19 protein-coding genes and 1 tRNA gene are annotated in these 20981 nt (G+C 69.0%); 11 read left to right on the top strand and 9 right to left on the bottom strand.

What is annotated here, in order from left to right:
- Positions 1 to 122 precede the first annotated feature (122 nt).
- Together E7742_RS00500 and E7742_RS00495 are read left to right on the top strand one after the other, a co-directional pair.
- Positions 123 to 1592, top strand: a complete 1470-nt coding sequence (locus tag E7742_RS00500; RefSeq protein ID WP_137797135.1) for an alkaline phosphatase PhoX — start codon at positions 123 to 125, stop codon at positions 1590 to 1592.
- A 436-nt stretch (positions 1593 to 2028) separates the two neighbouring features.
- Positions 2029 to 2844: a CPBP family intramembrane glutamic endopeptidase gene (locus E7742_RS00495; protein ID WP_137797134.1), complete on the top strand. Its 816-nt coding sequence runs from the start codon at positions 2029 to 2031 to the stop codon at positions 2842 to 2844.
- Positions 2845 to 3139: 295 nt separating this feature from the next.
- On the opposite strand, the gene E7742_RS00490 is transcribed toward E7742_RS00495, so the two are convergent.
- From E7742_RS00490 to E7742_RS00475, 4 genes are all read right to left on the bottom strand, one after another.
- A tRNA-Lys gene (locus E7742_RS00490) sits at positions 3140 to 3212 on the bottom strand.
- A gap of 442 nt (positions 3213 to 3654) precedes the next feature.
- On the bottom strand, positions 3655 to 4383 hold the full coding sequence (locus E7742_RS00485; RefSeq protein WP_137797133.1) for an MBL fold metallo-hydrolase: 729 nt from the start codon (positions 4381 to 4383) through the stop codon (positions 3655 to 3657).
- Between the two features lie 9 nt (positions 4384 to 4392).
- A complete protein-coding gene (locus E7742_RS00480) occupies positions 4393 to 4974 on the bottom strand; it encodes a hypothetical protein (protein ID WP_137797132.1) in 582 nt (193 codons plus the stop codon).
- Between the two features lie 2 nt (positions 4975 to 4976).
- Positions 4977 to 5360 carry an MmcQ/YjbR family DNA-binding protein gene (locus E7742_RS00475; RefSeq protein WP_137797131.1) on the bottom strand — a complete coding sequence of 128 codons (384 nt, stop codon included), beginning with the start codon at positions 5358 to 5360 and terminating at the stop codon, positions 4977 to 4979.
- A 155-nt stretch (positions 5361 to 5515) separates the two neighbouring features.
- Between E7742_RS00475 and E7742_RS00470 the strand changes: the two genes are divergently transcribed.
- On the top strand, positions 5516 to 5770 hold the full coding sequence (locus E7742_RS00470) for a hypothetical protein (RefSeq protein WP_137797130.1): 255 nt from the start codon (positions 5516 to 5518) through the stop codon (positions 5768 to 5770).
- Here the strand turns inward: E7742_RS00470 and E7742_RS00465 are convergent.
- The gene (locus tag E7742_RS00465; RefSeq protein ID WP_137797129.1) at positions 5747 to 6955 is read right to left on the bottom strand and encodes an MFS transporter; all 1209 of its coding nucleotides are present in this window, start codon (positions 6953 to 6955) and stop codon (positions 5747 to 5749) included. The two genes, E7742_RS00470 and E7742_RS00465, sit on opposite strands and share 24 nt — an antisense overlap.
- Positions 6956 to 7053: 98 nt before the next feature.
- Between E7742_RS00465 and E7742_RS00460 the strand changes: the two genes are divergently transcribed.
- The 8 genes from E7742_RS00460 (at position 7054) to E7742_RS00425 (ending at position 16795) form a co-directional block, all read left to right on the top strand.
- A complete protein-coding gene (locus E7742_RS00460) occupies positions 7054 to 7980 on the top strand; it encodes a LysR family transcriptional regulator (protein ID WP_254699114.1) in 927 nt (308 codons plus the stop codon).
- 200 nt (positions 7981 to 8180) lie between these two features.
- On the top strand, positions 8181 to 9134 hold the full coding sequence (locus E7742_RS00455) for an acyl-ACP desaturase (protein WP_137797128.1): 954 nt from the start codon (positions 8181 to 8183) through the stop codon (positions 9132 to 9134).
- A gap of 95 nt (positions 9135 to 9229) precedes the next feature.
- Positions 9230 to 10372 carry a tRNA dihydrouridine synthase DusB gene (gene dusB, locus E7742_RS00450; protein ID WP_137797127.1) on the top strand — a complete coding sequence of 381 codons (1143 nt, stop codon included), beginning with the start codon at positions 9230 to 9232 and terminating at the stop codon, positions 10370 to 10372.
- A gap of 76 nt (positions 10373 to 10448) precedes the next feature.
- The gene (locus tag E7742_RS00445) at positions 10449 to 11390 is read left to right on the top strand and encodes a DUF5996 family protein (RefSeq protein ID WP_137797126.1); all 942 of its coding nucleotides are present in this window, start codon (positions 10449 to 10451) and stop codon (positions 11388 to 11390) included.
- Positions 11391 to 11530: 140 nt separating this feature from the next.
- On the top strand, positions 11531 to 13537 hold the full coding sequence (locus tag E7742_RS00440; protein ID WP_137797125.1) for an LCP family protein: 2007 nt from the start codon (positions 11531 to 11533) through the stop codon (positions 13535 to 13537).
- An 82-nt stretch (positions 13538 to 13619) separates the two neighbouring features.
- Positions 13620 to 14309, top strand: coding sequence for a phosphate signaling complex protein PhoU (phoU, locus tag E7742_RS00435; RefSeq protein WP_137797124.1), 690 nt, complete (start codon positions 13620 to 13622; stop codon positions 14307 to 14309).
- Positions 14310 to 14386: 77 nt separating this feature from the next.
- Complete coding sequence (locus E7742_RS00430; RefSeq protein ID WP_137797123.1) at positions 14387 to 15376, top strand: endonuclease/exonuclease/phosphatase family protein; 990 nt, start codon at positions 14387 to 14389, stop codon at positions 15374 to 15376.
- 288 nt (positions 15377 to 15664) lie between these two features.
- A complete protein-coding gene (locus E7742_RS00425; protein ID WP_137797122.1) occupies positions 15665 to 16795 on the top strand; it encodes an NDMA-dependent alcohol dehydrogenase in 1131 nt (376 codons plus the stop codon).
- An 84-nt stretch (positions 16796 to 16879) separates the two neighbouring features.
- Here E7742_RS00425 and pstB read toward each other — a convergent pair whose 3' ends face one another.
- The 4 genes from pstB to pstS form a co-directional block, all read right to left on the bottom strand.
- The gene (gene pstB, locus E7742_RS00420) at positions 16880 to 17656 is read right to left on the bottom strand and encodes a phosphate ABC transporter ATP-binding protein PstB (protein ID WP_137797121.1); all 777 of its coding nucleotides are present in this window, start codon (positions 17654 to 17656) and stop codon (positions 16880 to 16882) included.
- A gap of 95 nt (positions 17657 to 17751) precedes the next feature.
- A complete protein-coding gene (pstA, locus tag E7742_RS00415; protein WP_137797120.1) occupies positions 17752 to 18657 on the bottom strand; it encodes a phosphate ABC transporter permease PstA in 906 nt (301 codons plus the stop codon).
- 3 nt (positions 18658 to 18660) lie between these two features.
- Positions 18661 to 19713: a phosphate ABC transporter permease subunit PstC gene (gene pstC / locus E7742_RS00410; RefSeq protein WP_137797119.1), complete on the bottom strand. Its 1053-nt coding sequence runs from the start codon at positions 19711 to 19713 to the stop codon at positions 18661 to 18663.
- Between the two features lie 58 nt (positions 19714 to 19771).
- Positions 19772 to 20899, bottom strand: a complete 1128-nt coding sequence (gene pstS / locus E7742_RS00405) for a phosphate ABC transporter substrate-binding protein PstS (protein WP_137797118.1) — start codon at positions 20897 to 20899, stop codon at positions 19772 to 19774.
- Positions 20900 to 20981 lie beyond the last annotated feature (82 nt).

Below are 20981 nucleotides of genomic sequence, written 5' to 3'. Positions count from 1 at the left end.
GGTGCAGCGCCCGCCCGGAAGTTCCGACCCGGTTCATCGACCGGCCACCCGGCGGCATCCTGTCGTTGCGGTTGCCGACCTACCGTCCACGCGTCGTCACCCATCAACGGAGGTACCGCACAGTGACCACCTCACCGCTCGATCGCCGCACGTTCCTCGGCCGCACGGCGCTGGCCGGGATCGGCCTGACGCTCGCAGGCAGCGTCGGCACGCTGTTCCGTCCGGCCTCGGCAGGCGCCGCGCCCGGCGCCGCGATCGGGTACGGCCCGCTCGTCCCCGATCCGAACGGAATCCTCGCCCTGCCCGAGGGGTTCTCGTACACCGTCGTCTCACGCTCCGGCGAGACGCTGCTCGACGGCGGCAGCCCCTTCCCGAGCGATCCCGACGCGAACGGTGTGTTCGCAAACGGCAACGGCACCACCATCGTCACCAACCACGAGGTCGGCAGCAACGAGCCCTACGGCGTCCCGACCGTCGAGGGCCTCACCTACGACCCGGGTGCCCGAGGCGGAACCACCACCACCACGCTCGACCCCAGCGGTGCGCGCCGGAGCCAGTACGTCAGCGTGGCCGGCACGGTGAACAACTGCGCGGGCGGCATCACTCCCTGGGGCACGTGGCTCACGTGCGAGGAGACCGAGGCGCGCGCCGGATCGAACGGCTTCACGCTCGCCCACGGCTACGTCTTCGAGGTCGACCCCGCCGGGCCGGAGGCCAACGTCGGTAAGAGTCCGATCCCGCTGAAGTTCCTCGGCCGGTACGCGCACGAGGCGGTCGTCGTCGACCCGTCGACCAGCGCGGTGTACCTCACCGAGGACGCCGGGAGCCCCAACGGCCTGTTCTACCGGTGGACTCCGCCGCAGGGCTTCGTCGGCGGCCCGGGCGCGTTCCACGCGCTCGCGCAGTCGCCGGGCGGGGACACCGCCGGCACGCTGCAGGCGATGAAGTGCTTCCAGGGCGGCACGCACGTGCCCGACCTGGCGCAGGCCACCGCACCGGGCGTCCGGTACACCGTGGAATGGGTCGACGTCCCGGACCGCGACGCGAAGACCACGTCGGTGCGCAAGCAGTTCACCGGCGACCAGGTCACCCGCAGCCGCAAGCTCGAGGGCCAGTGGTGGGGCGACGGCGGTGCCTACTTCGTCGCGAGCTTCGCCCGCACCAGCGACGGCAGCGTCGCCGAGCACGACGGGCAGGTGTGGTTCTACGACCCCGCCACCCAGACGGTGGAACTGAAGACCCTCTTCGGTGTGAACCCGGACCCGTCCGTCGACACCGGCAACTACGACGGTCCCGACAACATCACCGTCTCGCCGCACGGCGGCCTGATCCTCGCCGAGGACGGCGACGGCATCAGCCACCTGATCGGCGTGACCGAGAACGGCGAACCGTTCTCCGTCGCCCGGAACGAATTGAACGACAGCGAGTTCTGCGGCCCGGCCTTCAGCCACGACGGACGCACGCTCTACGCCAACATCCAGACCCCCGGCATCACCGTCGCGATCCGCGGTCCCTGGCGCCGGTCGACGGGCTCGTCCGCCGGCTCCTCCGGATTCTCCTTCGGCTCGGCAGATCTGCCGTTCGGCTCGTAACCGATCCATACGAGAAAACCCCGCCCGGCCCGAATGGGCCCGGCGGGGTTTTTGCACGAGTGCCCCCGGTAGGACTCGAACCCGCTCGACGCCGCAGGCCATGGACATGGACATGGACATGGACCAGCGACGAACTGCGGATCCAACACGAGTCAGTCCGAGTCCTCGGCTCGTTTCGAACTGGAGTGTGGGCAAAATGTGGGCCCGCGCAGCGGCCCACTCGGGAGGTGGGACTGGAATTCACCCGGTTGACAGTCGCCGTAAACGGCCCGATCGTGGCGAACCCCCGCCGAGATGGCCGAGAACTTCACGGTGGAGTCCGACGGGAAGGCACGCTCGGCGGGTGGCACGCCGATGTGAGGGCCTGATCCGGCTGACGGGAGAAGCGTCGCACCGTACAGGGCCCGCCGCGACGCCCGACCTTTAGGCTTGTTCAGTGAAGAGCAGACAACACCAAGCGTCCTCTCGCGTCGCGGGGAGACGCGGGCTTTCCTACCTGGCTTTCGGCGCCATCGTGGTCGTGTACCTGGCGATCATCCAGTTCGGAAGCCGCGCGATCGCTGGTTGGGCCGACGAGAGCGACGTACTGACCACCCGGGGCGTGGTCTTCACGATGGTGGTCCCCCTTGGAATTGCACTGCTCTTCACCTATGGCGTCGTCTTGGCCCTCGGGTGGTGGCGTCCGGTACTCGAGGACGATCGTCCGGTCGGCCGCTGGGTATGGGTCGTACCCGGAATCCTGCTCGTCGCAGTCCTTCTGGGTACCGACTACAGCGCCCTGGCGGACAAAGGTTGGCTGTTCGTGATCACCTTGCTCATCGCAACTCAGTTGGTGGGCTGGGGCGAAGAGGGCATGTTCCGCGGAATTGGTGTGACGACGCTCCGGAACCACGGTCTCCACGAGGGGCAGGTCGCTTTATGGTCCAGCCTGATCTTCGGGGCGGTCCATCTCACCAATGCCCTCGGGCGGGGCGCTTCTGCGATCCCCCAGGCGATCATCGTCTCCCTGGCAGGCTACTTCTTCTACCTCACGCGCCGGGTCTCGCGTGGCAACGTCCTCAACTCCGTACTACACGGCCTGTTCGACTTTGCCCTGCTCAGCGGTACCGCCGTACTATTGGACCCGCACAACTACTTGGGGGTGGTCGCGCCGATTCTCGTCTATCCGGTACTGGCGCTTGTGCTGCTCGTACGGCGACACAAAATCGAACCGTCGCATCGCGGAGAAGGCATGATCGCAGCCTTGGAGTAGTAACCGTGACCATCCGGCCGGGCACGCGCGAACGCAGCGGAGCACGTGCAGATCTGCACTTCGCCAACCGTGTGGAGACCGACAAGCTCGACGGCACCTGCGTTGCTCCGCGCAAGGTCTCGCTGGGCCAGTCGAGTGCGGCGATCTCCCTCGACATCTACGCCGACCTGTTCGATGACGATTTCCGAGGGTGTCGCACGCCGTATGGAGGAGAGAACGGGCGGAAACAGGAAAGCGGCCCGCTCCGAAGTCCGGAACGGGCCGCTGACCGACGGCGGAAGCCGCTGTGCACGAGTGCCCCCAGTAGGGCTCGAACCTACGACCTGCGGATTAAAAGTCCGTAGCTCTACCAACTGAGCTATAGGGGCGTGCGGCAGCAGTCTAGTGGGATCGCTGCGGTCGTGGAACCTCGACCCCGACAACCGCGGTCGCGGACGAGAAGTGGGAGGCGAGAAGCGTCCGGCGGTCGGCGCACCGGGTGGGGCGGGGTGTGTTGCCCGTGCCGGTGCGCCGACGACCGCCCTCCCCCGAGGGTCCGACGAAGGCCCGTGGACGAGGGCGACCTCGGGTGCCTTCGCCGGAAGTTCTCGACGGGCGCCCCGCCTCCAGACAGACGGGGCGTCCAGCGGAACCGTCGACAGCACCCGAGGCCGACGGCCGGCCCCCGCGCGGGGGGCGATTCCAGATCACCACACCCCGGCGGCGGACGAAAGGGCGCCGGACGAGATCGGGAGCAACGACCCACGAAGTCGGACCGAAGGTCCCGGCCACGGCCCGGGTTTCGGCCCGGGTTTCGGCCCGGATTTCGGCTCAGCGTCGAACGCGCTCGAGTGCGGCGTCCAGGCGGGAGTCGTACGCGGACGCGAGGTCCCGCAGTGCGGTGGGACCGTCACCCCGGTAGGCCGGCCCGTGCATCAGGCCCAGCACCCGGGGCTCGAGATCCGCGAGGGCCCGCAGCGTCGCGCCGAGGGTGGGCGTCAGGGCCGTCGCGTTGCCGTTGTCCTCGGCCGCCAGCGCCGGCCCGACGATGTCGTGCTCGGTCTGGGCAGGTGGCCGTCCGAAGGCCGTGAAGAAGTCCCCGCACAGCAGAGTCGAGGTGGTCTCCTCGAACAGGAGCCCGGCGTCCCACCCGTGCGGCGCGTGCGGCGTCTCGATGCGGCGCACCCGCCGCGCACCGAGGTCGAGGACCTCGCCGTCGTCGAGCGGCCGGGGTGGCCGGTCGGCCAGGTATCCGATCTGCACGAAACAGCCCATCGCCCCGTGCGCCACCTGGGCGTGCGGGGCGGCGGCGAGCCAGTGATTCATCGATCCGCTCTCGTCGGCCTCGACATGGCCGAAGGTGATCCACCGCAACGCGTCCGGGGGCAGCAGTCGGGCGACGGCGGCGGAGACGGAGGGAAAGAGCATCGGCATCCCGGTGTGGAAGAGCAGCGGTTCCTCGTCCCGAACGAGGAACTGGTTCATCGGAAGGTCGGCCTCCTCGACGAACGTCGAGAGTCGAAAGATGTCGGGCGCGATCTCGGTGACGTCCGTATCCATGTCCTGGCCTCACATCTCGGGTGCGGGTGACTCCCCCGGCGACTGCGGGTCACGCTGATGGAGACCGTTGCGCAACTGCTCGAGCTCAGTGCCCCGCTTGCGGTAGCGCGTCTCGAAGAACACCGCGGCCGCGAACAGCAGCACACCGATGATCGCTCCCCACAGCGAGGCGCCGCGGAATCCGGGGGCGTCGACGTCGAGGGTGCGCTCCCCCGCGTGCGCGGCGCTGCTGTTGCCGAGAACGACGGTGAGGGTCAGCAGATTGGGAATGGCGACCACCACGCCCAACACGAGCAGCGATATCACCCAGACCCGGGCGTGCTTGCGCCGACGGGAGCGCCACGCGAAAAAGAAGAGCAGCAGCGGAACCGCGGTACACACCACCCCGTACAGCAGGCCCCACGTGATACCGCGCGAGAAGCTGCCGGACGACAGCGATCCCACCCGCTGCGACCACCATCGGGGCAGGAACGCCGCCAGGATGAAGTACGCCACGATCAGCGCCACCAGGATCGCGGCCGCCCAGATCGCCTTCTTCGCCCAGGGTGGCAGCCCGGTCGAAGCCGGGGCTGCGGTGGAAGCGTCGCTCACGGTCACCCTCCCGTCGTCGGCGCCGCGTCCTCGGCGAGAACGGCACGCGCCAGGGTCTTCGGTGCGACCAGCGTGTACGACGTGCGTACCCACTCGCGCAGTTGGTGCCACCACTCGTCGTCGCCGTCCGGCACGGTGAGCGCGACCCAGCCGTGCCGGCCGAGCCCGTACGCGGCCGGTCGTGCGGCCGGATCGGTGGCCACCACGGCGGCCGCCTCGTCCTTGGTCAACTTGACGGTGAGACCGGTGGCTTCGGGGTCGGCGAACACGAAGTTCTTGCCGCGCACCCGGAAGGTGGGATGCCCGCCCCACTCTTCGATGTCGACGCGCTGAGTCTCGGGCAGTTCGTCGACGATCTGCTGCAGCCGGCTCATGTTCGCGACCATGGCGCGATTGTGTGCCCCGGTGGAGCGCGCCGCAAGCTTTTCGGCGAGACGATGTCGTCACGACATATGCGGATCGTCGTGGTGGCCGCCGAGTTCGGGATCCTGTCCGCGGGAGTTGCGCTGCCGAGCGCGGCCGGCCTCGGCCCCTGGGCCCGGTGTGGGTCTGCGCCGGGGTCGGCGTCCACTTCCTACCGTCGGCCCGCCTCTTCGACGACCTGGGACTCGTCCCACTGGGTGCCGCGGTGACGACCGTGGCGGCCGCTGCGCCGCTCCTCGGACTGGTCACCGACGTCGCGCCCGGCACCGTGACGGGGGTGGGTGCCGGCATCTTCCTGGCCGTGGCGGCCCTCGCGGTCCTCGCCCGGCCCCGCAACCGGATCGCGCCGTCACGCCTGCCGGAACATTGCTGACGCCGCCACCACGGCGACCGCCAGCAGCCCTCCGACGAAGCCGACGGTCGCGGACCACCCGCCGTGCGCATAGGCGATCCCGGCCACCGCACCGGCGATGCTCGAACCGAGGTAGTACGCGAACAGATACAGCGACGACGCCTCCGCCCGGTGCTCGGTCGCGAGCCGGCCCACCCAGCCGCTGGCCACCGAGTGCGCCGCGAAGAAGCCGCCGGTGAACACGAGCATGCCGAGCAGGAGGACGGGCAGCAGCGGCACCAGCGTGACCGCGAGGCCCGCCACCATCGCGACGACGGAACCGAGCAGGACCGGCGCCCGGCCGAGCCGATCGGCGGCCGCTCCGGCGGCAGCCGACGTGTACGTCCCGGCGAGATACATGAGGAAGACCGCGCCGACGAGCGCCTCGGGGAGCGAGAACGGGGCGTCCAGCAGATGGAAACCGAGGAAGTTGTAGGCCGAGACGAACCCGCCCATCAACAGGAATCCCAGCAGGAAGAGGACGGCGAGCGCAGGGTTGCGCAGGTGGCCGGCGAGGTTCGTGACGACGACGCGCGGATGCACGCGTTGCGGCCGGAACTTGCGCGAGGGCGGAAGGGTGCGGGTCATCACCACGGCGAGGACCAGCGCGAGCACCGACGCCGCCTCCATCGCCCACCGCCACGACGCCACGTCGAGCACGGCCGACGGGACGAGACGGCCGACGAGGCCGCCGATCGTCGTGCCCGCGACGTACCTGCCCATCGCGGACCCGAGGTCACGCGCGTGGATCTCCTCGGCCAGGTAGGCCATCGCCACCGCGGGAATCCCCGCGAGCGCGACGCCCTGCACGGCCCGGCCGGCCAGCAACACGCCTATGTTCGGGCTCAGGGGCAGCAGGAGCCCGACGACGCTCGACACGGCGGCCGAGATCACCATGACGCGGGTACGACCGAACCGCTCCGACAGCACGCTCGCGGGAACGATCGCCAGCGCCACCAGACCGGTCGTCACCGACACGGCGAGCGCCGCCGTCGCGGGCGCCACCCCGAACCCGTCGGTCAGCGCCGGCAACAGCGCCTGCGCCGAATACATCGACACGAAGGTGGTGAGCCCGGCCGCGAACAGGGCCAGCGTGACGGCCCGGTACTCGCGTGTGCCCCGGGTAGGGCGATCGTCGATCTCGGTCCCGGCAGGTGTTCGTCTCATGCCTCTCTCCTCCGGAAGTCCATTGTCGTCACCTCCCGCTTGCAAAGGAAATGCATCTATCAACAGTTGTTGATGCATCCTGTGCATAAGCTGGAGGGGTGGAACCGACCGAACTGACCGGAGGGCTGCGCTGGTTCATCGCGCTCGCGGAGACCGAACAGGTCACCGCGGCGTCCGACATGCTGCGCATCTCCCAGCCGACGCTCTCGCGTCGACTGGCCCGGCTCGAGCGCGACCTCGGCGGGGAACTGTTCGATCGGCACGGGCGACGACTCGAGCTCAACGACCGTGGGCGAGTACTGCTCGAACACGCCCGGCGCGCGGCGGCCGAGCTCGCAGCCGCGCGGCGCGAGATCGCCGCATTCGACAGTCCCGACCGCGGCACCGTGCGCCTGGGCTTCCTCCACTCGTTCGGGACGTGGCTGGTGCCGCAGGTTCTGCGCGCCTATCGCGAACACCGCCCCCGGGTGTCGTTCACGCTGTACCAGGACGCCGCGCAGGCGCTCGTCGATCGCATCGTGGACGGTCGCGACGACCTGGCGTTCGTCTCCCCCCGCCCGCGCACCTCGCTGGTCCGTTGGACGCCGATCACCCACCAGCGGCTCGCGCTGGCCGTACCCGTCGGCCATCCGCTCGCCGGGCAGCGGACGCTCGATCTGGCGGCAGCGTCGGGCGAGCCGTTCATCGGGATGCACGAGGACTACGGGATGCGGCGGATATTCGACGAACTGTGCGCGGAGGCCGGCTTCGTCCCCGACGTCGTCTTCGAGTCGAGCGAACTGGCGACGATCGGCGGCCTCGTGTCCGCGGCGCTGGGCGTCGCGGTGATGCCGTGGCAGGAACAGCGGGCGTGGCCCGAGGGCGTCGTACTGGTGCCGTTGCGCAGCGCCGGCCGCGACATCGGGCTGGTCTGGTCCGGCGGCCGCACGCTGCCGCCCGCCGCGGCACGCTTCCTCGAGTTCGCGGCGGGTTCGCGGCACACGAAAGGGACCGAAACGCCCTCGCGCGAGGTCACCGACGTGTAACGTCCGACACATCGGGGTGGGGGCACATCACGACGGACGCATCACGAAACTCCTGCTGAGCAGGCGCGCAGCCGTGCCCACGCCCGGTCGTCGCCTCCCCGGGCCCGCCACAACCTACGGTAGCGTAGGTTAGCGGCACGCCCCGACGAGCACGCCAACGTCTTTCAGCGTCACCGACTTTCATTGGAGGCAGGTAACCGATGTCGCGGGATCTCACTCAGCTCGAGCTGCTGCAGGAGTTGCAGCCTGTTGCCGAAGAGAACGTCAACCGGCATCTCTCGATGGCCAAGGACTGGCATCCACACGATTACGTGCCGTGGGACGAGGGCCGGAACTTCGCCGCGATGGGTGGCGACGACTGGGATCCCGAGCAGTCCCGTCTCGACGACGTCGCGAAGGCCGCGATGATCACCAACCTGCTCACCGAGGACAACCTGCCCTCGTACCACCGGGAGATCGCCGAGAACTTCTCCCAGGACGGTGCGTGGGGTACGTGGGTGGGACGCTGGACCGCCGAGGAGAACCGCCACGGCATCGTGATGCGGGACTACCTGGTGGTCACTCGCGGCGTCGATCCCGTCGAACTCGAGAACGCGCGCATGGTCCACATGACCAACGGGTACACCGCGCCCGGCGGACCGCATTCCGGGCTGCTCACCTCGGTCGCGTACGTCACCTTCCAGGAGCTCGCGACCCGCGTCTCGCACCGCAACACGGGGCGCGCGTGCCACGACCCGATCGCGGACCGGATGCTCCAGCGCATCGCCGCGGACGAGAACCTGCACATGATCTTCTATCGGAACATCTGCGGCGCGGCGATGGACCTGGCGCCGGACCAGACACTGCGCGCGGTCACCGATGTGATCAAGAAGTTCGAGATGCCGGGCGCGGGCATGCCGAACTTCCGGCGCAACGGCGTACTCATGGCCAAGCACGGGATCTACGATCTGCGCCAGCATCTCGAGGAGGTCGTGATGCCGGTGCTGCGTAAGTGGAAGGTGTTCGACCGCACCGACTTCGGCGCGGAGGGTGAGAACATCCGCGAGGAGCTGGCCGCCTTCGTCGACGACCTCGACAAGCAGGCCACGAGGTTCGAGGAGATGCGCGACCGGAGCCTGGCGCGCGAGGCCGCGCGGGCCGAGAAGGCCTCCTGACAGGTCACGACCCGTCCCGAGACGGTTATTCTGTGCCCGGTGCCGGATTCGGTACCGGGCACAGTCTTTCTCCGAAGTATTTTCCCGAGGTCTTCATGTCATCCCTTCGCATCGGTTCGCTCGAACTGGGCAGTCCCGTCGTGCTCGCCCCCATGGCGGGCATCACGAACGTCGCGTTCCGCACGCTGTGCCGCGAACTCGAGCTCGAACGTGCCGGCAGCACCGCCGGCCTGTACGTGTGCGAGATGGTGACGGCGCGGGCGCTCGTCGAGCGGCACCCGGTGACGATGCACATGACGACGTTCGGCCCCACCGAGACGCCGCGCTCGCTGCAGCTGTACACGGTGGACCCCGAGATCACGTACGACGCGGCGAAGATGATCGTGGACGAGAATCTCGCAGACCACATCGACATGAACTTCGGCTGCCCGGTGCCCAAGGTCACCCGGAAGGGTGGCGGCTCGGCGCTGCCGTACAAGCGTCGGCTGTTCGGTCAGATCGTCGCCGCCGCCGTGAAGGCCACCGAGGGCACGGACATCCCCGTCACCGTCAAGATGCGCATCGGCATCGACGCCGAGCACCACACGCACCTCGACGCCGGCCGGATCGCCGCCGCCGAGGGGGCCGCGGCCGTCGCGCTGCACGGCCGTACCGCCGCGCAGCGGTATTCGGGCACGGCGGACTGGTCCGAGATCGCCCGCCTCAAGGAGCACGTCACCGACGTGCCGGTGCTCGGCAACGGCGACATCTTCGCCGCCGAGGACGCGGCCAGGATGATGTCGGAGACCGGCTGTGACGGCGTCGTCGTCGGACGCGGTTGTCTGGGCCGACCGTGGCTGTTCGCCGAGCTCAGCGCCGCCCTGAACGGTAAGGAGATGCCGACGCCGCCGAACCTCGGCGAGGTCACGCAGATCATGCGCCGGCACGGCACACTGCTGGCGGACCACCACGGCGAGGACCGCGGAATGCGCGAGATGCGCAAGCACATCGCGTGGTACCTGCGTGGCTTCCCGGCGGGCTCGGACCTGCGCAACGGGTTGGCCCGGGTGTCGTCGCTGGCGGAGCTCGAGGACCTGCTGGGGCAGCTCGATCCCACGGTCCCGTTCCCCAAGGATGCCGAGGGACCGCGCGGACGCCAGGGCTCGCCCGGCACCGTCGCCCTGCCCGACGGCTGGCTCGACGACCCCGAGGACACGCTCGTCCCCGCCGGCGCCGACATCATGCATTCGGGCGGATAGGCCCGGGCGGCGGTGTTCGACGCCTAGACTCCGGAGCAGCTGAAGTTCCCCGAGAGTCCTCCCGGAGGGAGACGTCGTGGCCACCTCACCGCTCGACGCCGACGCCTGGCCCGCGCTGCGGGTCGCGGAGTGGGAGGACACCCGCGACACCCTGCACATGTGGACGCAGATCGTCGGCAAGGTCCGCCTCGCGCACGCGCCGCTGGTGAACCACTGGTGGCAGGTGCCCCTCTACGTGAGCGCCCGGGGACTGACCACGTCGGCGATCCCGTACCGCACCCGCGTGTTCGACATCGAATTCGATTTCTGCGCGCACCGGCTCGCCATCCGCGACAGCAACGGCGCCCACCGCGAGTTCCCGCTCGAACCGATGCCGGTCGCCGAATTCCACGCCCGCGTGATGCAGACACTCGACGAGCTCGGCATCGAGACACACATCCGCCCCTCGCCCAACGAGGTGGCCACCGCGATCCCCTTCGCCGAGGACACCGTCCACGCCTCGTACGACCCGTCCGCGGTGAACCGGTTCTGGCGACAGCTGATCCAGGCCGACCGGGGCCTGCACCGGTTCCGGTCCCACTTCCTCGGCAAGGTCAGCCCCGTCCACTTCTTCTGGGGGTCGTTCGACCTGGCCTGCACCCGGTTCTCGGGGCGGACCGCGCCGCGGCACCCGGGCGGCGCACCGCACTGCGGCGACTGGGTGATGGTGGAGGGTTACTCGCACGAGCTGTCGAGCTGCGGGTTCTGGCCCGGTGGCGGCGACGAGGGCGCGTTCTACGCGTACGCCTACCCCGAACCGGACGGATTCCGGGACCACCCGGTGCAGCCGCCCGCAGCGTTCTACAGCGGTGACCTCCGGCAGTTCCTGCTGCCCTACGAGGCCGTGCGCACCGCGGACGATCCCGACGCGACCCTGCAACGGTTCCTGCAGACCACGTACGAGGCGGCCGCCGACCACGCCGACTGGGACCGGTCGGCACTCGAGTGCGATCCGCAGCGGTGGCCCGGCACACCCTGACCCGGCCAGGTAACGGTCCTCACCTGCTGCGACGATTCACGCCCTCTGCGCATTGACGGCCTGCACATCATCGATCAGTATCATTGCGACGTCGTCGAGGGACGGTATCTATTTGGAGGCGGAGAGGTCAGGGCGAGTAGGTGGGTGACGAGCAGAATCCCGGTCAGCCCGCACCGGAAGGCCGCGCCCCGTGGGAACGCCCGCTGGCCGATCGCCGCTACCGCGAGGAGCAGGCCCGCCGACACGCGCGCCGCGCGCTCGACAACGACCCCAGCGAGCAGCTGTCCGTCGCCGAACTGATGGCGAAGATGGGCCGCCCGGTGCCGCCCGAGGTGGCCGCGGCGCGCGACGAACCCGAGCCTGTCCCCGAGACCGAGACCGAGCCCGAGACCGAGCCCGCGCCGCCGGCCGCGACCCGCCGGCGCGAACAGGTCTCCGACCACCCGCCGGCCGACGGCCCGGACGCGGCCACCGAGATCATCCCGGTGGTCACCGACGACCGCGGAGCGGAACCGGACGTGCTCGCCGGCCCGGAATCCGCCGCCGGACCCGCCGAACCCGCCGGCCCGGGCTGGGTCGAGCAGGCCGTCACCTCCGTGGGCCCGCAGGCCGTCGGCGCCCCCAAGCAGAGCCGGCTGGCGGCGAACCGGAACCGCAAGCGTCGCAAACTACTGATCGTGGGCCGCTCCGCAGTGGCATTCGTGGCGGTACTGGCGCTCGTGGCCACCGGCATCGTGTGGGGCTATCTGCGCTCGACCGAGGGCCGCTTCTCGCAGATCGCCGCGCTCGACACCGACTCGGCCGACATCGTCGACCCCGGCGGGCAGACCGGCGACGAGACCTACCTGATCGTCGGCACCGACACGCGCGCCGGTGCGGCCGGCGCGGTCGGCGCCGGAACCGTCGAGGATGCCGAGGGCGCGCGGTCCGACACCGTGATGCTCGTCCACGTCCCGGCCGACCGCAGCCGGGTCGTCGCCGTCTCGTTCCCGCGGGACCTCGACGTCGAACGCCCCGAGTGCGAGGGCTGGGACAACGACACCGGCACTTACACCGGCGAGACGTACCCCGCCGCCGACGGCGACAAACTCAACGGCACGTACGCCCTGGGCGGGCCGAAGTGCCTGGTCAAGGTCATCCAGAAGATGTCCGGCCTCAAGATCCGCCATTTCGTCGGCATGGACTTCGCCGGCTTCGAGAGCATGGTCACCGAGGTGGGCGGGGTCAAGGTCTGCCTTCCGCAACCCCTGATCGACGGCGAGCTCGGTACGGTCCTGCCCAACGCGGGCACGCAGACACTCGACGGCAGGAAGGCGCTCGACTACGTGCGCGCCCGCCACGTCGAGGCCGAGGGCAACGGCGACTACGGCCGCATCAAGCGCCAACAGCTGTTCCTGTCCGCGCTGCTGCGGGAGGCCATGTCGAGCCGGGTGCTGTTCGACCCGGGCAAACTGAACGGCTTCATCAACGCGTTCACCCGCGCGACGTTCGTCGAGAACATCGACACCAGATCGCTGCTCACGCTGGGCCAGTCCCTGCGCAACGTCGATGCCGGTGCCGTCACGTTCATCACCGTCCCCACCGCGGGCACCAACGACTGGGGCAACGAGATCCCCCGCCTCGACGACATCAAGGACATCTTCCAGGCCATCATCGACGACGAGCCGCTGCCCGGCGAGAAGCGCGACGAGAAGAAGGACACGTCGACGACGCCCGCCCCCGCGCCCGAGCCGACCCAGCTCGCGCTCGCCCCCAACGAGGTGAGTCTGCAGGTGTCGAACGGTTCCGGCGTCTCCGGCCTCGCCGCCACCACCGCGGACCGGCTCGCCGCCTACGGCTTCCAGATCTACAGCGTCGGCAACTACAGCGGTACCAGCAGCCGGACACTGGTCCGGTTCTCGCCGGGCAGCGAGGCGGACGCCGCGACGGTGGCGTCGTCGATCCCGGGTGCCGTGCTCGAGGAGACGTCCGGTCTGGGCAACATCGTCGAGGTGGTGCTCGGCAGCGAGTTCGACCGCACGCTGACCGCGCCCGCGGAGGCGGGCAGTCCCGTCGACGCGGGACCCGCCCTGGGTGGCAACCCCGAGGACGTCGAACTGCCCGCGGACCTGGCCGTGACCAACGCAACCGACAATCCCTGCCTCTGACGCGCCGACTGGACACGCCATTCATCCGGCGTTCACCTCGGTGTGGTGACTTGGTTTCCCGCACACCGTAGGCTGTGACCTCATGCGCGTCGCTTACAACGAACAGATGACCGAGCTCGCGGACCTTCTCGGCGAGATGGCGGGCCTCGCCGGGGCCGCGATGGAGAAGGCCACCCAGTCGCTGCTCCACGCCGATCTCGGGTTGGCCGAGCAGGTCATAGGCGAGCACGAGAAGATCGCCGAGCTCAGCGTCATCGCCGAGGAGCGTGCCTTCGCGCTGCTGGCTTTGCAGGCCCCGGTCGCGGGTGACCTGCGTTCGGTGGTCAGCGGTATCCAGATCGTCTCGGACATCGACCGGATGGGTGCACTCGCCCTGCACGTCGCCAAGATCACGCGGCGCCGCCACCCCAATCACGTTCTCCCCGAAGAGGTCAACGGTTACTTCGCGGAGATGGGCCGCATCGCGGTGTCGCTCGGCGCCGGAGCGAAGGAAGTCCTCGAGACCCGCGATCCCGAGCGCGCCGCCAAGCTCCGCGAGGAAGACGACGCGATGGACGACCTGCATCGCCACCTCTTCAGCGTCCTCATGGACCGCGAGTGGGACCACGGCGTCGCCGCAGCCGTCGACGTGACACTGCTGGGCCGCTTCTACGAGCGATTCGCCGACCACACCGTCGAGGTGGCGCGGCGGGTCATCTTCCTCGTCACCGGCAAGATGCCCGAGGATCCGCGAAGCGACGCCGACGATCTGGCGTCGTACCCCGAACTGTAGAGACGCACCGCCGCGACGCCCGCCGGGAAAACCGGCGGGCGTCGTCGTGTCCGGGGCAGAGCGGGCATGATCGGGGGGTGCTCGATCATCGGACGGCTCGGACCACCGCGGGAGTCTTCGCGACGGTGTGCGCGCTGTTGGCTGCCGTGGGGCTGGTGGCCTCCGTCGTCTCGGTCACCAACCGCTTCCTGATCCTGCTGGCGGGACAGCTGCCGATGCTGCTCGTCGTCGCGCTCGTGGGCGCGGCCGTCGCCGCCTTCGCCCGGCAGTGGATCCCGCAGGCTGTGTGCCTGGTCGTGTGCGCGCTGGGCGCCGCTCTGATCAGCCCGTTGTACATCCGCGGCGCCGACGGCGTCTCCCCCGGCGACGCCACCGGCCCGGTCGTGCGCGTGATCCAGGCCAACACCAAGGTGGGACACGCCGATCCGGCCGATCTGGTGCGGACTGTCCGCGATCGGGACGTCGACGTCCTCACCGTCCAGGAACTCACCGACGAGTCGATCGACGGCTTGCAGGAGGCCGGCCTGGATGCCGTGCTGCCGTACCGGTTCGTCATCTCCTACGGCCCGGGCGGCGAGGGCGGCGGCATCTACAGTCGGTTCCCGCTGTCGAACACCCGCGTCCTCGACGGCCACCTGTCGGCCAATCTCGTCGCGGACCTGGACGTGGGGATGTCGGAGCCGGTGGCTCTGCTCGCCGTCCATCCCGCGCCGGCCTACCTGTTCCCGGCCGCCACCTGGGAGTCGGAACTCCGCAGTATCCACTCCGAGATGTCCTCGGTCGCGCTGCGCCGCAACGTGATCGTGAGCGGCGACTTCAACGCCGGGTACACCCAGCGCCAGTATCGGGATCTGCTCACCGACGGCTATGCCGATGCCGCGGATCAGGTGGGCGCCGGGCTGGTGCCGACGATGCCGGCCGGCCGAATCCTGCCCGCGGTCACCGGCATCGACCGCGTCGTCACGAAGGGGGCGGTGGTCACGGATCTGGACCGGATCGACATCACCGGCTCCGACCACCACGGCCTGGTGGCCGACGTCCGCCTGCGCGCCGACGACGACTCCTGATCGCGCCGAATCCGCTCTGCGTCACCACATGCGGGCGGCCGGCACACGAGGCGCCGGACAACGGTTCCGCGACGCGCGCACGGCCCGGTCCGTTGACACACCGACTGTCGCGGTGCCATCGTGTGACCATTCCCCGGCGCCGGGGAGATCGCGAGAGTTTCCAACCCGTCAGCCGTTCGCTCTTTCGAACATTCGATGACGAGGCGTGCCCTCACGCGTTCCCGGCGCTCGCCGAGAGCCCCTGAGATCGTCCTCGCAGACCTCCTCTCGGAGAAGGGAATCCGCAACATGAAGACCAAGGGTGCAATCCTGTGGGGACTGAACGAGCCGTGGTCCGTCGAGGAGATCGATCTCGGTGATCCGCGCGAGGGCGAGGTGCAGGTCGAACTGGCGGCGTCGGGGCTGTGCCATTCGGACCACCACCTCGTCACCGGCGACATCGCGTTGCCGGCCTTCCCCGCCCTGGGTGGCCACGAGGGTGCCGGCGTGATCAGCAAGGTGGGGCCGGGCGTGAAGGGACTGGCCGAGGGCGACCACGTGGTGCTCTCGTTCATCCCCGCCTGCGGCCAGTGCGCGCAGTGCTCCACCGGCCACCAGAACCTGTGCGACCTCGGCATGTATCTGCTCACCGGGCAGGCGATCTCCGACGGCACCCACCGCGTGCACGCGCGCGGCCGGGACGTCCTGCCGATGTGCCTGCTCGGCACCTTCGCGCCCTACGTGACGGTGCACCAGTACTCGGTGGTGAAGATCGAGCCGTACATCTCGCTGGAGGCGGCGGCCCTCGTCGGTTGCGGCGTGACCACCGGCTGGGGTTCGGCCACCAACATCGCCGAGGTGCGTCCGGGCGAGAGCGTGGTCGTCGTCGGAGTCGGCGGCATCGGCATCAACGCGGTGCAGGCCGCCGCGGCGTCCGGGGCCGAACGGGTCATCGCGATCGACCCGGTCGAGTTCCACCGCGACGAGGCGAAGAAGTTCGGCGCCACCCACACCTTCGCCTCCATGCAGGAGGCCCTCGAGCCGGTCATGGAACTCACCTGGGGGCGCATGGCCGACAAGGTCATGCTGGCCATGGGCGTCGTACACGGCGACGACATCGAGCCGGCGATGACGCTGACCGCCAAAGGCGGCAGGTGCGTCGTCATCGGGCTGGCCTCGGTGACCGACATGGAGACCCGGCTGAGCCTGTTCCAGCTGTCGATGCTGCAGAAGCAGCTGCTCGGCACGATCTTCGGCGGTGCCAACCCCCGCAAGGACATCCCGTCGCTGCTGTCGATGTACCACTCCGGGCGGCTCAACCTCGACGACCTCATCACGAAGACGTACCGCCTCGAGGAGATCAACGACGGTTACCAGGACATGCTCGAGGGCCGGAACATCCGCGGGTTGATCCGCTACACCGACGCCGACCGGAACTGAACCGGCTACGCGAACCCGAAGGGCGAACGCGACGAGGCCCGGTGCGCAGGCGCGTACCGGGCCTCGTGACGTCGCGGAAACCGATCAGCCGAAGCGGCCCGAGATGTAGTCCTCGGTGGCCTTCTGCGTGGGGTTGGAGAAGATCTTCTCGGTGTCGTCGATCTCGATGAGCCGACCCGGCTTACCGGTGGCCTCGAGGTTGAAGAACGCCGTCTGATCACTCACGCGTGCGGCCTGCTGCATGTTGTGCGTGACGATGACGATCGTGAAGTCCTGCTTGAGTTCGGTGATCAGGTCCTCGATCGCGAGCGTGGAGATCGGGTCGAGGGCCGAGCACGGCTCGTCCATGAGCAGCACGTCGGGCGAGACCGCGATGGCCCGGGCGATGCACAACCGCTGCTGCTGACCGCCGGACAGGCCGCCGCCCGGCTTGTCCAGACGATCCTTGACCTCGTTCCAGAGGTTCGCCCCGCGCAGCGACTGCTCGGCGATCTCATCGAGCTTCTTCCTGTCGCGCATCCCCTGCAGCTTCAGGCCCGCCACCACGTTGTCGCGGATGGACATCGTCGGGAACGGGTTGGGCCGCTGGAAGACCATGCCGATGGTCTTGCGGACGCCGACCGGATCCACCGACGACCCGTAGATGTCCTCACCGTCGAGCAGCACGGAACCCTCGACGCGGGCACCGGGAGTCACCTCGTGCATGCGGTTGAGTGACCGCAGCACTGTCGACTTACCGCAGCCGGACGGCCCGATGAAGGCGGTGACGCTGCGCGGGGGCACCGACAGCCCGACATCGGCGACGGCGTGGAACTTGCCGTAGTAGATGTTGACGTCCTTGAGATCCAGACGCTTGGCCATTCATCGGCTCCCTACTGGTGCGAGCGACAGCTCGAGTATGTGCTTACGGGGTTCGGGGTGGGCGTTGATTGCGCCGCTCGACGCGCGTTCGGTGCTCACTTGTTGCGCACCGAGGTGAAGTGCCCGATCGTCTTCGCGATGATGTTGAGGACCGCGATCAGCAGGATCAGCGTCAGTGCCGCACCCCAGATCCGGTTGGAGCCGGCGTCGGTCGGGTTGTTCATCTCCGCGACCATCACACCCGGCAGGGTGCCCATCTCGCCACCGAAGAGATTGAAGTTGATGAACGGCGCGTATCCCACCAGGATCAGCAGCGGCGCGGTCTCGCCGAGCACGCGGGCCAGCGCCAGCATGACGCCGGTGATGATGCCCGGCAAGGCGGTGGGGACGACGATACGGGCGATGGTCTTCCACTTGGGCACACCGAGCGCGTACGACGCCTCACGCAGATCGTCGGGCACGATCCGCAGCATCTCCTCGGTGCTGCGCACCACCACCGGCACCATCAGCAGCACCAGCGCGAGCGACACCGCCAACGCGGACTTGGGGAAGCCGAACGTCGCGATCCACAGCGCGTAGATGAACAGCGCCGCGACGATCGACGGGACACCGGAGAGGATGTCGACCATGAACGTGGTGAGCTTGCCGAGCCGCGACCGACCGGCGTACTCGACCAGGTAGACGGCAACGAACAGGCCGAGCGGGACCGCCAGGACCGCACACACCAGCCCCTGCATGAGCGTGCCCACGAGTGCGTGGTAGATGCCACCGCCGTCCGCCGACGCCGACAGTCCACTCAGCGAGTGCGTGAACCACGTCTGCGACATCAGGGCGGGCAGGCCCTTCACGATCACCGTCCACAGCACCCACACCAGCGGTACGAGCGCGACGAGGACGGAGAGCGTGACCAGCACCGTGGCGGTGAGGTCGGTGAAACGGCGGCGGAACCCGACGCCCTGGAACGCGGGCGCCTTGATCGGCTTGTCGAGGACGCTGGTCATCGGTCAGTCCCGCTTTCCGGCGATCGCGGCGCGAGCGGCCGCGTTGACCACGAAGGTGAGCACGAACAGGACCAGGCCGGCGGCGATGTACGCGCCCGCCTGGATGTTGTTGTTGAACTCGGCGTAACCGAGCGCGATCTTCGACGCGATGGTCGAACCGGAATCGTTCAGCCCGAGCCACGAGGCCGGCGCCGACGTGGTCCGAAGGATCATGTACAGGGCCATCGTCTCGCCCAGCGCGCGGCCCAGACCGAGCATCGAACCGCTGATGTACCCGGACTTGCCGAACGGAATGACCGTGGTGCGCACCACTTCCCAGCGGGTCGCGCCCAGCGCGAGCGCCGCCTCGATGTGCGCCTTGGGCGTCTGCGCGAACACCTCGCGGGTCACCGCGGTGATGACCGGCAGGATCATCACGGCCAGCACGATGCCGGCGGTGAAGACGGTGCCGCCGCCGCGGATCGAGCCGGTGCCGTCCGCGAAGAACGGGATCCAGCCGAAGTGCTCGTTGAGCCACATCGCCACCGGTGCGGCCGCGGGCGCGAACACCAGCAGGCCCCACAGCCCGTAGACGATCGACGGCACCGCGGCCAGCAGGTCGATCACGTACGCCAGGGGACGCGCCAACTTCTTGGGCGCGTACTCGGTGAGGAAGATCGCGATACCCAGGGCGACCGGCATCGCGAGCAGGAGCGCGAACACCGACACCTTGACGGTGGTGACGAACAGGTCCAGCACACCGAAGGCCATCGCGTCGATGTCGACGGTGTCCCACACGCGGCTGGTGAGGAAGTTGGCCTCGTTGCGCTGCAACGCAGGGACCGCTCGCCAGATCAGGAAGATACCGACGGCGGCGACGAGGAGGGTGATGAAGACCGCGGACCCGGATGCGAGCGATCCGAAGATCCGGTCCGCGGGACGAGTGACCGTCTTGCTCTTCGTTGCCTGTGGGGAAGTGATCGGGGCCTCCGGATTGCCGTTCGGACCGCCCACCCCGGCCCCGCCGTCCGCGGGGCCGGAGGCGCGTGGTGTCGACCTTGTGCTCGCGTCAGTCATCTGCGCTCACATTCTCTGTCTGAATATAGATGGGCGGTCCGAAGGCGGATGCTTCCGATCAGCCGATGGCGGCGATCGACTCGTTGATCTTGGCGCGGAACGACTCCGGCAGCGGCACGTAGCCCTGCTCGGCCAGGGTCTGCTGCCCCTCGTTCGCGGCGCTGGTCAGGAACGACTTCACGGCGGCGGCGGTGCCGGCGTCGTAGCCCTTCGAGCACACGATCTCGTAGGTCGCCAGCACCAGCGGGTAGGAGCCGGCCTCGGTGGTGCCGTAGATCGACTTCAGGTCGAGTGTCAGGTCGCCGGTCCCCGAGCCCTTGAACGACGCGTTCGCAATGGCCTTCGACGCCGTCTCCTGCGACAGCTTCACCGGGCCGGACCCGGTGTCGATCTGCGCGGCCGGCAACTTCTGCTGGTCCGCGAACGACTTCTCGACGTAGGTGATCGAGCCCGGAGCGGAGGCGACGGCCTGCGCGACACCGGCCGAGCCCTTGGCGCCCTCACCGACTCCACCCTTGAAGTCCGAGCCGGCGCCCTGCGTCCAGGCACCGTTCGACGACGCCTCGAGGTACTGCTGGAAGTTGTCGCTGGTGCCGGAGGAGTCCGAGCGCACGATCGGGTTAATCTTGTCGTCGGGCAGGTCCTTGCCCGGGTTGAGTGCGGCGATGGCCGGGTCGTTCCACTCGGTGATGCCGCCGTTGAAGATCTTGGCGGTGGTCGCGCCGTCGAGCACGAGGTCGTCGACGCCGTCGAGGTTGTAGGCGAGCGCGACCGGACCGAACACGAGCGGCAGGTTCCACGCGTCGTTGCCCTGGCAGCGCTGCTTGGCCTGCTCGGCCTGCTCGCCCTTGATCGCCGAGTCGGAACCGGCGAAGTCGATCATCTTCGCGATGAACTGCGTGCGGCCGTCACCGGAGCCGCTCGGGTTGTACGCGACGTTGACGCTCTTGCCCTTCTGCTGGCAGGCGGCGATGTAGGTGGAGGTGAACTCGTCCATGGCGTTCTTCTGTGCGGACGAACCGGCACCGGACAGCTTGTCGTTCCCGTCGCACAGCGCGGTCGAGGCCGACGTGTCGACGGTGGACGACGCGGCGTTGTTGTCGCTGCCGCACGCCGTCAACGACATGGCCGTGACGGCACCGACGGCAACCACTCCGAGCAGTGCGCCGTTTCGCTTGAGGTTCACCCTGGGTCCTCCGCTGTTCTAGCGTCTCGCCCGTGGTCGGGCGCATGGGACGCGGCCAGTACAGGCCGCACCGGGCGGCTCC

The sequence above is a fragment of the Rhodococcus sp. SGAir0479 genome, from assembly GCF_005484805.1.
Lineage (GTDB): Bacteria > Actinomycetota > Actinomycetes > Mycobacteriales > Mycobacteriaceae > Prescottella.
This window is presented reverse-complemented; position numbering and strand designations above follow the sequence as displayed.